Source organism: Kitasatospora sp. NPDC029367 (assembly GCF_055569135.1).
In genome coordinates this window covers 1-14,652 of the sequence record NZ_JBVHYH010000043.1, presented here as the reverse complement: position 1 = coordinate 14,652, position 14,652 = coordinate 1, and the positions used below count along the sequence as shown (strand labels likewise).

General features: G+C 71.6%; 11 protein-coding genes and 1 pseudogene. 8 read left to right on the top strand and 4 right to left on the bottom strand.

Translation table 11 applies throughout. The features are described from left to right. Positions 1 to 79 precede the first annotated feature (79 nt). Entirely contained in the window at positions 80 to 1,270 is a 1,191-nt protein-coding gene (locus ACZ4W5_RS22620) for a hypothetical protein (RefSeq protein WP_465656474.1), read from the top strand. A gap of 12 nt (positions 1,271 to 1,282) precedes the next feature. Here ACZ4W5_RS22620 and ACZ4W5_RS22615 read toward each other — a convergent pair whose 3' ends face one another. After that, positions 1,283 to 1,432 (bottom strand): hypothetical protein, encoded by a 150-nt coding sequence (locus ACZ4W5_RS22615; RefSeq protein WP_465656472.1) that lies wholly within the window; start codon positions 1,430 to 1,432, stop codon positions 1,283 to 1,285. A gap of 839 nt (positions 1,433 to 2,271) precedes the next feature. Next, entirely contained in the window at positions 2,272 to 3,612 is a 1,341-nt protein-coding gene (locus tag ACZ4W5_RS22610) for a GH1 family beta-glucosidase (protein WP_465656470.1), read from the bottom strand. A 274-nt stretch (positions 3,613 to 3,886) separates the two neighbouring features. On the opposite strand from ACZ4W5_RS22610, the gene ACZ4W5_RS22605 reads away from it, so the two are divergent. Next, positions 3,887 to 6,730 carry a helix-turn-helix transcriptional regulator gene (locus tag ACZ4W5_RS22605; RefSeq protein ID WP_465656468.1) on the top strand — a complete coding sequence of 948 codons (2,844 nt, stop codon included), beginning with the start codon at positions 3,887 to 3,889 and terminating at the stop codon, positions 6,728 to 6,730. A 9-nt stretch (positions 6,731 to 6,739) separates the two neighbouring features. Here the strand turns inward: ACZ4W5_RS22605 and ACZ4W5_RS22600 are convergent, their stop codons facing one another. Beyond that, positions 6,740 to 7,501, bottom strand: a complete 762-nt coding sequence (locus ACZ4W5_RS22600) for an alpha/beta hydrolase (protein WP_465656467.1) — start codon at positions 7,499 to 7,501, stop codon at positions 6,740 to 6,742. Positions 7,502 to 7,731: 230 nt separating this feature from the next. Between ACZ4W5_RS22600 and ACZ4W5_RS22595 the strand changes: the two genes are divergently transcribed. Both ACZ4W5_RS22595 and ACZ4W5_RS22590 read left to right on the top strand, forming a co-directional pair. Further along, positions 7,732 to 8,799, top strand: coding sequence for an alpha/beta fold hydrolase (locus ACZ4W5_RS22595; RefSeq protein ID WP_465656466.1), 1,068 nt, complete (start codon positions 7,732 to 7,734; stop codon positions 8,797 to 8,799). A gap of 33 nt (positions 8,800 to 8,832) precedes the next feature. Then, on the top strand, positions 8,833 to 9,033 hold the full coding sequence (locus ACZ4W5_RS22590) for a hypothetical protein (protein ID WP_360240041.1): 201 nt from the start codon (positions 8,833 to 8,835) through the stop codon (positions 9,031 to 9,033). Between the two features lie 79 nt (positions 9,034 to 9,112). On the opposite strand, the gene ACZ4W5_RS22585 is transcribed toward ACZ4W5_RS22590, so the two are convergent. After that, positions 9,113 to 10,741 carry a tannase/feruloyl esterase family alpha/beta hydrolase gene (locus ACZ4W5_RS22585; RefSeq protein ID WP_465656465.1) on the bottom strand — a complete coding sequence of 543 codons (1,629 nt, stop codon included), beginning with the start codon at positions 10,739 to 10,741 and terminating at the stop codon, positions 9,113 to 9,115. Between the two features lie 230 nt (positions 10,742 to 10,971). Here ACZ4W5_RS22585 and ACZ4W5_RS22580 point away from each other — a divergent pair, with 230 nt between their 5' ends. From ACZ4W5_RS22580 to ACZ4W5_RS22565, 4 genes and pseudogenes are all read left to right on the top strand, one after another. Next, positions 10,972 to 11,220 carry a hypothetical protein gene (locus ACZ4W5_RS22580; RefSeq protein WP_465656463.1) on the top strand — a complete coding sequence of 83 codons (249 nt, stop codon included), beginning with the start codon at positions 10,972 to 10,974 and terminating at the stop codon, positions 11,218 to 11,220. A 527-nt stretch (positions 11,221 to 11,747) separates the two neighbouring features. Next, positions 11,748 to 13,382 carry a ribosomal protection-like ABC-F family protein gene (abc-f, locus tag ACZ4W5_RS22575; protein ID WP_465656462.1) on the top strand — a complete coding sequence of 545 codons (1,635 nt, stop codon included), beginning with the start codon at positions 11,748 to 11,750 and terminating at the stop codon, positions 13,380 to 13,382. Positions 13,383 to 13,460: 78 nt separating this feature from the next. Beyond that, positions 13,461 to 13,622 (top strand): annotated as a pseudogene (locus ACZ4W5_RS22570) (ATP-binding cassette domain-containing protein); the annotation flags it as partial. Between the two features lie 301 nt (positions 13,623 to 13,923). After that, positions 13,924 to 14,532, top strand: coding sequence for a hypothetical protein (locus tag ACZ4W5_RS22565; RefSeq protein WP_097238847.1), 609 nt, complete (start codon positions 13,924 to 13,926; stop codon positions 14,530 to 14,532). Positions 14,533 to 14,652: the final 120 nt, after the last annotated feature.

The following is a 14,652-nucleotide window of genomic DNA, read 5'->3' as shown; positions in this document are numbered from 1 at the left end:
CCGCGGAGTGTCGCTCCGCTCCGTACAGTAGAGCCACGAGTACGTCGTGGAGTGTTTCCGCCGATTCGAAGGCGAGGCCATGTCCGACTCCTCCATCCCGCGCTCCCGTTCCCGCGGATCCTCCCGACGCCGGAGGTCCCGCTTCATCGACCAAGCTCGTTTCAATCAAGCGGAGTTGCTCGCAGAACGGCTGCTCATCCACGTGGACGCCGCGCGAGTGGGGTGGGTGCGGGACCAGCTCAACATCGGCCGGAGCGGGCTCGTGATCGGCGGGCCGAAGGCCCTCAGGAAGACACTGGACCTGCGGGAGGAGGGCTACGAGGACGTACTCCTCGCCGACCCGGCGTTCTACGAGGTCGGCATCGCGACGGCAGACCTGCCCTACCTGCAGCGGACCGGTGAGTTCCCCGCCACCGACCCGCTCGGTCAGGCAGTCCAGGAGCAGCTCGCCGTCGGCGCGACGGCGGCGCTCACACCAACCGGGTACCTCCGAGCTGGGGACACGGCCGCCGTGCGGGCTGCTGTGCACGAGGTGGCCGTGCGCGAGGATCCTCGAATCGTGCTCGCGCTACCGATCGACGTCGGCTGGCTGCAGATCGACCTGGTTAACCGTCTCATCGATGAACTGAGCACAGCACCGGGATCCAAGGCCATCATGCTCGGCGGCCAGTTGGACCCGCTGGCGAGCTTCCCAGACGCTCTCACCGGCCTGGCCCGGGTCCTGGCTCAGGTGCCGGGCACCGCCCTGCTGCGGGCCGATCTCGCGGCGTTCGGCGCGCTCGCCGGGGGCGCGGCATTCGCCGGCTACGGGCTTTCGGGGCGCCTCCGGCATGTCGTACCGCCCGGCGAGCCGACGAAGAACTCGGGGTTCGCCGATTCCCCGTCCGTTCTGTTCCCCGAGTTGATGGCCCTGTTCCTCGGAAAGACCCTCGCACGCCGCTTCGCCGCGACGCACGCACCCGTTTGTGAGTGCGCAGCCTGCGGACAACGGCCGCTGGACAGCTTCCCGAGCAATCGTGACGCCAAAGAAGCAGCCCAGCACAACACGTCCGTGTTGTTGTCCTGGCAGCAGACGTTGCAGACCCTGGCGCCCGGGCCCGACCGCCAACGGTGGTGGCAGGAACGCTGCCGTGCCGCCGTGAACCGCTATCCTCTTGTCAACGCCGCCATCAAGCAGCCGAACGGATTCAGGGTCCAGCCGCAACTGCTGCGGTGGTCCCTCCTCAATGCGACGGCACCTTCGACGTCGACAGGCGCAGGAGCGGACTGAGACGCGGGCGGTTCAACCAAGTCGTCCGTACAGCTCCTCGATGAAGTGCCAGGCCGCTGCGGTGTGCCGCAGCGGCCTGTACGCCTCGGGTTGCAGGGCCATCCGGATCCCGTCCTGCTCGTGGACGAACACGCCGATGCCGTAGAAGGCGGCCTGCGTCAAGATCTCGTCCAGCCCCGCGCACGGGGTCCGGCGGAGCAGGACCGCTCGGCGGCAGAACGGCGCAAATCGGCCCGCACGCTCAAGACCCCGCCGCCAGTCGGTGGCCGGCACAACCGCGAGGTCAATGGCGAGCGGCCGGACCGCTCGACGTGTCACCAGCTCCGTGTCCGACTCGACCGCTCCGTGAGGGAGATGACGAACCTCTACCCGCCGCGGGAGCGAGCCCACCGGAACAGGAAGGTCAACCGGAAGGCTGAGCAGGCACTCCAACACGGGGATGCTGTCCAACTGCTCAGCACCAACCGCTTCCCGCCTGCGATGCTCACCTTCATCAATCCGGTACAGCAGGAGGGCACGGGTACCCAGGACCGAGAGCGTGATCCCTTCACTCTCCAAGGACACCTGCGAGAAGGCCGCCTCGCGGACAGAGCGCCAAGCCGCAGGATTCGCCACACTTGCCATGGACCCCACCTTGCCGTACCGCGCGGCACCACGGCCAGGCGCCCCTCCGCGCCGGGCCTCCGGGAGTACACGAGTGGATCTCGCATCCTCAGGACAGCACGGGCCACGGGCCCGGGTGGCCACGTCGGGCTGCGGCAAGGAGCCTCCTGGCACCGAGACCCTTCCGGCTGGACACGCGAGGTGAGGGCCTGAAGTCGCAAGGCCGCCCTTCCCTACACAACCGACCCGCAGCTGAATCACTGGGGACGGGCTACGGACTTGTCGAACACGCTGTCTTCTGCCTTGATTCCGGGGCTCAGCTGCTGCGGGCCGCGCCGTCCAGAGGGCCTCTCGGCCAACGCCGAGGGGCCGCACATCCCGCAGCAACTGAGGACCAACTACATTGCGTGCCTGGCTAGATGAGCGGCGATCAGGTCGCGATACCAGGCGTACGAGGCCCTCGGGGTGCGCTTCTGCGTGGCGAAGTCGACGTGGACGAGGCCGAAGCGCTGGTGGTAGCCCTCGGCCCATTCGAAGTTGTCGAGGAGGGACCAAGTGTAGTAGCCGCGGATGTCGAGGCCCTCGGCGGTGGCCTGGGCGAGGGCGTCGAGGTGGGTGGCCAGGTAGTCGATGCGGGGCTGGTCGGGGACGGTCTCCTCGGTGACGGAGCAGCCGTTCTCGGTGATGGTGATGGGCGGGAGGGCCTTGCCGTAGGTGTCGCGGAGGTGGAGGAGGAGGCGGGTGAGGGCGTCGGGGACGACGGGCCAGCCGAAGGCGGTGTGAGGGGCTTCGGGGATGTCGACGAGGTCGAAGGGGAGGTCCGGGGTGGTGGGGGCGGCGACGCGGGTGGGGTTGTAGAAGTTGAGGCCGAGGGCGTCGAGGCCGGGGGTGTGGATGAGGTCGAGGTCGCCGTCGCACACGGCACCGTAGATGTCGTCGGGGACGCCGAGGGCGGAGAGGTCGGGGTAGCGGCCGAGGAGGAGGGGGTCGGTGAACAGCCGGTTGTGGAGGGCGTCGTAGGCCTCGGCGGCGGCCTGGTCGGCGGCGGAGTCGGAGGCCGGTTCGACGGGGGTGAGGTTGTTGGAGAGCATCACCTCCAGGCCGCGGTCGTGGAGGATCGAGGCGGCCAGGCCGTGGCCGAGCAGCTGGTGGTGGGCGGCCGGGAGGGCCTGGAACATCAGGGTGCGGCCGGGGGCGTGGGTGCCCAGGGCGTAGCCGAAGACGGTGTGGACGAAGGGCTCGTTGAGGGTGATCCAGGCGGGGATGCGGTCACCGAGGCGGTCGGTGACGAGGGCGGCGTAGTCGGCGAAGCGGTACGCGGTGTCGCGGTCGAGCCAGCCGCCGTGGTCCTCCAGGGCCTGCGGGAGGTCCCAGTGGAAGAGGGTGGGCAGCGGGGTGATGCCCGCCTCCAACAGTGCGTCCACGAGCCGGTCGTAGAAGGCGAGTCCGGCCGGATTGACGGCGCCCGCACCGGCGGGCAGGACTCGGGACCAGGCGACGGAGAAGCGGTAGCCGTCCAGCCCCAGGCCCTTCATCAGGGCGATGTCCTCGGGATACCGGTGGTAGTGGTCACAGGCCACCGCCCCCGTGTGCCCGTCGCGAATGACCCCGGGGCGGGCGGTGAACGTGTCCCAGACGGAGGGGCCTCGGCCGTCCTCGTCGACCGCCCCCTCGATCTGGTAGGCGGCGGTGGCGGCACCCCAGCGGAACCCCGCCGGTAGGTCGTAGCGGTCCGGCATGACAGCCTCCTGACGCAAACGTGAGGAGGACTCATGTTACCGGCGGGGCCTCAGAACGCCAGAGGACCGTCGCCCACGTGCCGGAGACTCCACAACCGGCCCCCGGAGCCCCCTTGACCCCCAGTCATTTGACTGACGACCCGCTCGCGGTCCGCGGGTCAGGGGGCACTGGCCGCCCCGGCCCGGGTATGGGCCAGGGTTCGACACGGGCTCGAAGGGCCCGCGTTCCCGGGATCATGGTCGGTGGTCGGCGTACGCGGGAAGGGGCCGGAGCATGACTGGGTCGCAGCGGTGGGGTGTCACCACGACGCTGGTGGGCCGCGAGGAGGAGCGGGCGCAGCTCGCGGAGTTCCTCGGGTCCGCCACGGGCCGGGCGCTCGTCCTGCGCGGGGAGGCGGGGGTCGGCAAGAGTTCGCTGCTGAGCCACGCCGTCGCGCTGGCGGAGCAGGAGGGCCACGTGGTGGTCCGGGCCGCCGGCGTCGAGGCGGAGGCCGAGCTGCCCTATGCCGGGCTGCACCAGTTCCTCCATCCGCTGCTGGCCGACGTCGAGCGGCTGGACGACGGGACCCGGGCGGTCTTCGACGCCGTGTTCGGCGGGGTGCAGGGCGATCCGCCCTCGGTCATGACGCTCGGCATCGCCGCTCTCAACCTGCTGTCGCTCGCGGCCGCACAACGGCCGCTGCTGCTGGTCCTCGACGACGGGCAGTGGCTGGACGACGCCAGCGCCGACGTCTGCGGCTTCGTGGGCCGGCGCCTGGCGGGCGGCCCGGTGAAGCTCCTGGTCGCGATCCGCACCGACCTCACCTCGCGCTTCGACATCGCCGCACTGCCCGAGCTGCCGGTGGACGCCCTCCCCGAGGAGGAGGCGGCACTTCTGCTGGACCACCGGTATCCGGATCTGGGCCGACAGGCCCGCCGGATCGTCCTGGACCAGGCCCAGGGCAACCCGCTGGCCCTGGTGGAGTTGCCCGCCCACTTCACGGGCCGGTCGAGCGACCTCCCGCTCGAAGACCTCATCGGTCAGCGCGGCGTGCCGCTGCCCCGGCGGCTGCAACGGCTGTTCGGCGCCCGCATCGCGGCCCTCGACGAGCGGGTCCGGGCCGAACTCCTGACGGGCGCGCTCGACGGAGCCGGAACCCCGCGCGGCACCGACGCCGTCCCCGGCACCCGCTACGCGATGCGCGACGCCGACGCGGCCGTGGCCATCGGGCTGCTGGACAGCGACGCGGTCACCGGTGATCTCGTCTTCCGCCACCCACTCGTACGTTCTGCCGTCGTGCGGATGGCCACTCCCAACCAGCGCCGCGCCGCGCACCTGGCGCTGGCGCAGCTTCACCGGGAGAACCTCGAACGCCGGGCGACGCACCTTGCGGCGGCGACGGTCGATCCGGACGAGGAGGTCGCCGACGTCCTGGAGGCGGCAGCCGAGTCGGCGACCCGGCGCGGCGGCGCGCTGGCGGCCGTGAGCTGGCTGACCCGGGCCGCCGAGCTCAGCGAGAACCACACCGACCGGTCCCGGCGCCTGACCGACGCGGCCTTCGTCGCCGGTCACGCCGCCCGCCTCGGCCAGGCGCACCGGCTGGTCCAGGCGGGCCTCGCGCCCGGCTCGACGGAGTCGCCGGCCTCGGTGCTGGCGGCCGCCTACCGGGCGCTCTACCAGGACGGGGACGTCCGCTCCACGCACCGCCAGGTCTCGGCCGAGATCGAGAAGCTCCGGGACCGCGGGACAGCCGCTGCGCCGGCTGTCGGCAGCACCACTGCGTCGACCGTCGGCAAAGCCGAACCTGACGAGGTCCTCACCCGGCTGGTGGTCCTCCTCCTGGCGATCAGTCAGTTCGGCGGGGATCGCGCGGTCTGGGAGAGCACGCGCGAACTCCTGGCCTCCATGAGCGACCTCGTCACCGAACGCCCGCGCCTCTTCAGCGACACCTGGAGCGATGTGACCAGGCACGGGGCAGGCTGGGCCGGGCCGGTGCGAGACGCCGCCGCCAACCTGTCGAATCTGGAGCCCTGGGACGTCACTCGGATCGGCGCGGCCGCGTACCACCTCGACCTCCTGAGCCACTACCGCCCCCACCTGCAGCGCGTCGTGGACCGCGAGCTGGAGACCGGAGCCGTGGCCACCGGCATGGTCATGCTGCACCAGATCATGCTCGACCAGATGGCGGCCGGCGAATGGGCCCAGGCCGAGGAAACCGGACAGCGCGGCCTGGACCTGGCGACCGAGCACGGCCACCAGCTGTTCGCCACCCAGAGCCGCGCGTACCTGGCCCAGTTGGCGGCGCTGCGCGGACAGGTCGGACGGGCGCGGGACCTCCAGGCCGAGGTGGACGCCTGGGCCCGCCCACGCGGACTGGGGTTCCTCACCCAGGTCGCCGACTCCGCCGGCGCGACCGCCGCGCTGGGCTCCGGCGACTACGAGGCCGCCTACCTCTACGCCATCGGGATCACGCAGCCGGGCACGTTCCGGCCCTACACGTATCAGGCCTCCCGTACCCTGCTCGATCTCGTCGAGGCCGCCCAGCACACCGGACGCGTCGAGCAGGCCCGGGCGCACGCCCTCGCCGCCCGCGACGCCGGTCTGCCGTCCGTGTCGCCCCGCCTGGCGCTGATCACCTACGGCGCGCTGGCGATGACCGCCGAGGACGAGCGGGAGGCCGCCGAGATGTTCGTCCGGGCCGAGTCCCACCCGGACGCCGCCCGCTTCCCGTTCGAGTTGGCCCGGATCCGGCTGGCGCACGGCGTCCGGGTGTGCCACGTCCAGGGCCGGGCGGCGGCGCGGCCGTACCTGGTCCCGGCGGCCGAGGCGTTCGAGCGGCTGGGCGCGGCCGGCTGGACCGAGCGGGCCCGGGCCGAACTGCGCGCCACTGGGATCCCGCCCCGCGTCTCGACGCTGAACCTGGCCTCGCTGACCTGGCAGGAACGCCGCATCGCCGACCTGGCCGCCAGCGGTCTGACGAACAAGGAGATCGGCGAGCGGATGCACCTGTCGCCGCGCACCGTCAGCTCACACCTGTACCGCATCTTCCCCAAGCTGGGCATCACGGCCCGGGCGGCGCTGCGCGACGCGCTGAGCCGGACCGACACCCTGAGCCGGACCGACGCGGCGCAGGTCTGACGCCCGCGCTCAGCCCTGTGCGTCCGCGGCCTCGATGCCGTTCGCGGCCAGCCAGGCGAGGACGTGGTCGGCGACCGGGCGCCAGCCGCTGTCGAACACCAGGGAGTGCCCCCGATCGGCGAACTGCTTCAGATCGGTCACGGCGGAGGAATCGCCGTAGAGCTTGTAGGCCGAGCGGGTCACGGCGTCCGGGACCATCCGGTCCTCCTGGCCGGACACGAGCAGGAGCGGTCCGCGCGCCGAATCGGCCGTGTCCACGACGGTGTCGGCCGACCCGGCGGCGGTGCGATCGAGCCCGAGGTCCGTGAGCAGCCGGAGCGGGGCCGGGACGGCGTACCGGTCGTAGAGCTTCGCGGCCTCCTCCTCACCGACCGCGTTGGAAACGACGTGCCGGAACCAGGTCCGGGACAGCGGCTCGAAGCACAGGTGCCGGGTCGAACCGGCCGACAGCGGCGCGAGGGCCACGGCGGCGCGGCCGAGGCCGGCGCCGAGAAGGCCCTGGGCGATCAGACCGCCGGCTGAATGCCCGATGAGCACCGGCGGGTTGTCGAAGGAACGCACGATCCTCTCGTAGTGGGCCGTGAGCGCGGCGAGCCCGAGGTCGCGCAGCGGCCCGGGATCGCGGCGGACCTGGTCGGCGGTGGGGGCCTCGCCGGGCCAGTCCGGGACGCACACCGCGTAGCCGTACGCGGTGAACCGTTCGGCCCAGCTCTCCCAGGAGGACCTGTGGAACCACGCACCGTGGATGAGGACGACGGGGGTTTGCTTCACGGCCAGACCTTCCGATTGCACACACGACGGCACACGACGATCCGCCGGCATCGCGGCGCTCCTTCGAGGATCACCGAGCGGAAGCACGGCGGAAACAGTCGAATGACTGAATGTGGCGGCCCGGCAGAGCCTTACGCCTCTTCGGGCGTCTCGACGTCATGTGACTGATGTGTCACGCCGGTTGCCGAAGAACAGTGGAGGCACCAGCGGGCCTCCAGGAAGGATCGGACATGATCAACAGGCGTACGTTCACCAAGGCAGTAGGCCTCGGCATGGGCGCCACGGCGGTGTCGGTCGGCGCGGCGTCGAACGCTCCGGCCGCCTTCGCGGCCGGTTCCGAGCAGCCCGGCCGCCCGGCCCCGGTCATCCCGACCATCGCCCCGGGCACCCACACCGCGTTCACCGAGCTCAAGCGGGTCCGGGCCGGCGTGCTCGACATCGGCTACGCCGAGGCCGGACCCAAGCACGGCCCGGTGGTCATCTGCCTGCACGGCTGGCCGTTCGACATCCACAGCTATGTCGACGTGGCGCCGCTGCTGGCCGACGCCGGCTACCGGGTGATCGTGCCGTACCTACGGGGCCACGGCACCACCACCTTCCTGTCCCCGACGACCGTCCGCAACGCGCAGCAGGCCGCGATCGCCGTCGACGTCATCGCTCTGATGGACGCCCTGAAGATCCACAAGGCGGTGCTGGCCGGCTTCGACTGGGGCTCGCGGGCCGCCGGCACCGTCGCGGCGCTGTGGCCGGAGCGGGTCAAGGCCCTGGTGGCGGTGAGCGGTTACCTCATCGTCAACCTCCCGTCGCAGCGGAACCCGCTGCCGCCGAAGGCCGAGCACACCTGGTGGTACCAGTACTACTTCGCCACCGACCGCGGCCGCATCGCCATGGAGACCAGGCAGAACCGGCACGACCTGTGTCGGCTGGTGTGGGAGGAGACCTCCCCGACCTGGAAGTTCGACGACGCCACCTTCGAGCGCACCGCCACGGCCTTCGAGAACCCCGACTACGCCGCCGTCGTGATCCACAACTACCGCTGGCGCCTGGGCCTGGCCGACGGCGAGCCCCGCTACGAGCGCTACGAGCAGCTGCTCGCGGCCCGGCCGGCCATCACCGTGCCGACCATCGCCGTGGACCCCGCCCTCGACCCGTTCCTCCCCACGACCGACGGCAGCGGGTACCGGAGGTTCTTCACCGGCCCGTACGAGCACCGCCTGCTCGACGGCATCGGCCACAACGCGCCGCAGGAGGCGCCGACGGCCTTCGCCCAGGCCGTGGTGGACGCCGACCACCTCTGAGCCACGCGCATGCCGACCACAGGAGGTACGGACGTGAGTGATCCTGGTCCCAGCACGAACGGACAGGCGGCGGCGGTCCGCAAGGCCCGGTTCGGCACGCTCCCGGAGCGTGTCGCCTTCGAGGACATGGTCGAGGAGAAGGCGGTGCCGTCGGCGTACCGGGCGGTGGACGCCCACGACCCCGACGCGCTGGCGGTCAGGTTCTCCTGTCTGGCGGCGGATCTGGCTCTCTGAGCGCAGCGGGTCACGTACGACAGAGTTCGGGTCCGTCCCCGCCCGGGGGACGGACCCGAACTCTGTCGTACCGCAGGTCTCAGCCACTCGAGGGGCGGACGCAGCGGAAGCTGCTCGCGGCGTTCGGGTCACCGTGGCCGGTGTAGCGGGAGACCATCGGGTAGCGGCACAGGTCACGGGCGACGGTCCCACCTGTGGCGGTGGCCAGGGTGGCGTGCAGGACCGCCGGTGCCTTGCCGTGCTCGACCCAGGCGGTCAGTGACGCCAGGTCGTCGACCTTCCCACCGTCCAGGCCGCAGTGCGAGACGCCCGGTGCCAGGAAGAGCCGGTAGAAGTCGTCGACCTTCCTCGTGCCGCTCATCTCCTCGTCCACGCGCTTGCGGTAGTCGACCGTGCCCGCGGTGGGGATCAGCTGGTCGGCGTCGCCGTGCCAGGTGATCAGCTTGCCGCCGGCGTCGCGGAACGCGGAGAGGTCCGCGTCCCGGGTGCCGATGACCGGGTCGTACTCGGCGCGGGCCTTGCGGAAGAGCTCCTCGAACGTCGCGGTGGTGAGGTTCGCGGTGTCGAACGAGGGCTGCTCCTGCACGAACGTGGCGGCCCACACCGACGGGACGAAGAACGGCGCGCCCGTGGTGACGCCGTTCGCGTCCTTCTTGGTGGCCGCCAGGGGGAGGAAGTCGGCGCCGATCGACAGCCCGTACCAGAGCCGCTTGCCGTTCACGTCGCGCGGGCCGTCCCAGATCTTGCGGACCACCTCGGCGTCCGCCTCGGTGACGGTGACCTGCTTGCCGTCGCACTCGATCCGCGTGCCGACCAGGCGCCGCGGGTCGAAGTCGCACCGCTGCGGGTCGCTGATCAGGCCGTCGGCGACGCCGTCGAGCTTGTCGCAGGCCTTGAGGGCGGCCTGCTTGAAGGCGTCGAACTCGCAGCCGGTCGGGTAGGTGTGCGCCTCGTTCATCACGACCTGCGGCCACAGGGTGGCGACCTCGAACTGGTTCCAGTTGATGCCCGGCGCCGCGGCGTTGATGCCGTTGAAGTCGTTCGGGTAGCGCTGGGCCTCCATGTAGCCCTGGCGGCCGCCGGTGGAGCAGCCGTTCCAGTAGGAATAGGACGCCGCCCGGCCGTAGACCTCGGCCACGACCTGCTTGCCGACCAGCGCCATCTCGTGCGCGGAGCGGGAGGCGAAGTTGTCCAGCAGCGCGGTGTCGACGTGCCCGGCGGGGTCCAGCGCCCAGTCGGTGTCCAGGGGCCCGCCGACGCCGGCGTCGGTGGTGGCGGCGGCGTAGCCCTGCTTGACGGCCGCCGCGAGACCGGCCCCGTTGTCCCCGGCGGCGTACGCCTTGCCGCCGACCGCCTGGAAGCGGCCGTTCCAACCGGCCTGCGGCAGCCAGACGTTCACCTTGGCGTGGTCGTTCGCGCCGGGGTGCGTCAGCGTGACCGTCACCTCGCAGTGCGCCGGGACGTCGGGCACCTGGCCCCCGCCGAGCGGCGGGACCCCGGGCACCTGGAAGGTGCCGGCCGGCACGGCGGCCGCGGTCACGGACTCCACCGCGGTGCCCTCCGGGGCCGGCAGCGTGGACGGAGCGCAGGTGTAGGACGAGGGGCCGGCGACGGCGAGGGACGCCGACGCGCTCACCGGTGTGGAGACGGCCGCGGCGGCGGCCAGGGGGACACAGGCCGCGACGATGGTCAGGAACCGTCGTTTCATGATCTCTCCTCGGAATCGGGGACGGCGCCCTCACTGTGGTGGCCCAGGCGGTGGCGGCACATCAGTCACCTGACGCAAGTCGGCGGGACGGCTCCGAGGACCGGAACGGCCGGAACGGCCGGAACGGCCGGAAGCATGGAGTCACATGACCGATGCGCCGGGAACGGCCCGAGGGCGACAGTGAGGACCGCCAGATCCACTGCGCTGCTCAAACCCCTTGGAGCGTTTCCATGTTCAGCATCGAGAGCAACCGCCTGCGCCGCTTCGTCGCCGGGGCCGTCGCCGCGGCCGGTGCGATCGCCACCGTCAGCGCGTTCGCCGTCGCCGGCACCGCGAACGCCGCGACCGAGGACTCGGCCGCCGACCGGGGCCCGAAGCCGACCGTCGTCCTGGAGCACGGCGCGTTCGCCGACGGCTCCAGCGTCCACGCCCTCCGCGCTCCCGTCTCATCCCCTGCGTCCGGCGTCGCAAGTCCATGACCGCAAGGTGCTGCACCGGTTGCTGTCGGGGTGCCACCACCGCGCCAATCTGCGCCGCCTCACTGGAGCTTGCCGTCCCGATCGACTCCCTCGACTGAATCGGCCCCGGAATCATCCGCGGCGCACTCTCCCTCCCGGTCCGCTACCGCCTCGGCTGACCCGGAAGATCCGGACCTGCGCCGGCGGACGTGACCGCGAGGATGCGGTCCCGGCGAGCACAGGCGCGGTGAAACGGCTTTCGGCGAAGAGCAGTTGTCGATCGGCGCCAGGCCGGGGCGCGTCTTCTCGACCCGCGGCGACACGCCACGTCTGTTACATTCGATGTGACCTGTATTCGCGTGATCGAGGAGTGGCAGACGTGGCGGGTGACGACGACATCTCCGGGTGAGATCCGGATCTGACGGCCACCGGCCGGTGCTTCACGAGCGCCGCAGCCGAAGTGGTCCGCATCGTCGTGCCCCTTTCCCCACACCTGCCCAGGGCAGAGGTCCACCCTCTCGCCCTCGCTCTCCTTCGAGGTCACCTCCATGTCCGACGCCGCCGTCGTCTGCTCCAACCTCTCCTTCGCCTGGCCCGACGACACCCCGGTCTTCCACGACCTGTCCTTCACCGTGCCCGCCGGCCGGATCGGCCTGGTCGCCCCCAACGGCTCCGGCAAGAGCACCCTGCTCAAGCTGATCTCCGGCGAACTCAAGCCCGCCACCGGCTCGGTGTCGGTCACCGGACGGCTCGGCCACCTCCGTCAGACCCTCCCCCTCACCTCCGATCTCACCGTCGCCGAGGTGCTCGACATCGCCGGGATCATCCGGGCCATCGACGCCGTCGAGTCCGGCGACGTCGACGAGCGACACTTCACCACCATCGGCGACGACTGGGACATCGAGGAACGCACCCGCGCCCAGCTCGACCGTCTCGGCCTGGCCGACCTCACCCTGGACCGCAGCCTGAGCACGCTCAGCGGCGGCCAGATCGTCTCTCTCGGCCTCGCCGCCCAACTCCTCAAGCGCCCGGACGTGCTGCTGCTCGACGAGCCGACCAACAACCTCGACGCTCAGGCCCGGCACAAGCTCTACGACGTGCTGGCGGACTTCAACGGCTGCCTGCTGCTGGTCAGCCACGACCGCGCGCTGCTCGACCGGATGCAGCACATCGCCGAACTCGGCAGCGGCGAACTGCGTTTCTACGGCGGCGACTTCACCACGTACGAGGAGGCCGTCCGGGCCGAGCAGGAAGTCGCCGAGAAGAACGTCCGCAACGCCGAACAGGAGCTCAAGCGGGAGAAGCGGGAGATGCAGCAGGCCCGCGAGCGCGCCGAACGCCGCGCGAGCAACGCCGCCCGCAACCTCAAGAACGCCGGCCTGCCCCGCATCTTCGCCGGCAACATGAAGCGCGGCGCACAGGAGTCCGCAGGCCGGGCGGGCCAGATGCACACGGCCCGGGTCAGCGAGGCCAAGTCCCGGCTCGACGAGGCCGGACGCGCCCTGCGCGAGGAGCAGCGCCTCTCCCTGGACCTGCCCGACACCCAGGTACCCGCCGGGCGCAACCTCTTCATCGGCGAGGCACTGCAGGTGCGCCACGCCGGCCGGCCGGTGTTCGCCGACGGCGGCGTCGACCTGAGCATCCGCGGCCCCGAGCGGATCGCGCTTACCGGGCCCAACGGCGCCGGGAAGAGCACCCTGCTGCGCTTGGTCACCGGCGAACTGACCTCGGACGGCGGGGAGATCACGCGCAACGACGGGCGGATCGCCTACCTCTCGCAGCGCCTGGACCTGCTGGACCTCGACCGCACCGTGGCGGAGAACTTCGCCGTGTTCGCCCCCGAGCGGCCCGAGGCGGAGCGGATGAACCTGCTGGCCCGCTTCCTGTTCCGCGGGGCCCGGGCCCACCTGCCGGTCGGGGTGCTCTCCGGCGGCGAGCGGCTGCGCGCCACCCTGGCCTGCGTGCTCTGCGCGGAGCCGGCCCCGCACCTGCTGCTGCTCGACGAGCCGACCAACAACCTCGACCTGGTCAGTGCGGGGCAGCTGGAGGGCGCCCTGAACTCCTACCGGGGCGCCTTCCTGGTCGTCAGTCACGACGAGCGCTTCCTCGCCGAGATCGGAGTGAACCGCTGGCTCCGGCTGGCCGACGGCACGCTGAAGGAGGCTGCGGCCCCCGCGGTGTGAGCCGCCGACATATGACCGGCCCGCGCCCGAGGCTCCGTGCCCGGCGGGCCCACCACCCCTCACCTCGGAAGGCACCCCGTGCCCCAGCACGCCCTGCTCGCCCATGACGTCGTCCGCAGCCTCGGCGGCCGACGCGTCCTCGACGGCGTCTGCCTGACCGCCTCCCCCGGCCACCGGATCGGTCTGATCGGGGAGAACGGCGCCGGCAAGTCCACCCTGTTGCGGGTTCTCGCCGGCACTCCACCGTGCTCGACCATGGCGACGGCCTGCAGTGCCGCCTTCGGCACCTACGGCCCGGCATCAATGCCACTGGTAGAAGGAACCCTCGGCCCGCCGGAACAGAACGTGGCGCCGGCGCAGCCCTGTCGGCCGGCGGCGCCCGCCGCACAGACCCGCCGAGGCCCTGGGTGTGTCCTGCAGTCAGATGACTGATGTGTGCCGGGGACGGGTCGGCGACAGTGGTGCGAGCCGGGGGTGCCCGGCGGCGGGCGCGTCCGGCGTGCCGCGCGCTCGTTGATGGATGAGAACGAGGAGTAACAGAATGACCATCAGTCAGCGGCCCGGCGGGAAGTGGAAGACGGCCGCGGTCGCCGCGGTCGCGGCACTGGCCGTCACCGGCGCCATCGCCGCGCCGGCCAGCGCCGCACCCCAGGTGGTTTCGGCGGCGGACCGCCTGAGCATGGGGACCCAGGACCTGTACGAGGCCGCGCAGTCGGGAGAGCCTGCGAAGCCCCGCGACCACCCGGCCGGGCGCCCGCTGCTCCCGCACCGCTGGGTATCCGTGCTCGGTTACGGCGCCGTGCAGGCCCTGAATCAGAAGACCCACTTCGGCTGGCAGCGCAACTACAAGGACTGGTCGGTCGCCATCGTCGGCAACAACATCCAGGGCAAGGAGGTGACCATCTACACCAAGATCACCAACCTGATCTACGGTGAGGGCGGCGTCATCGGCGCCCGGACGGCTCCGACGGGACAGGTGGCGGTCGCGCACAACACCATCGTGGCTCAGGGGAACGTCAACATCGTGACCGAGATCGTGAACGTCCACCTCATCAGCCCCCAGTTCCAGGACGTCTACAGCGGCCAGTGCTATGCCCAGGAGGACCTCCGAAACAGGATCAAGGCAGAGCTCGCCTGCACGCTGGGCTGAGCCGTAGCCGGGGGGGGGGGGGGGGGGGGGGGGGGGGGGGGGGGGGGGGGGGGGGGGCGAGGGGGGGGGGGGGGGGGGGGGGGGGGGGGGGGGGGGGGGGGGGGGGGGGGGGCGTGCTGG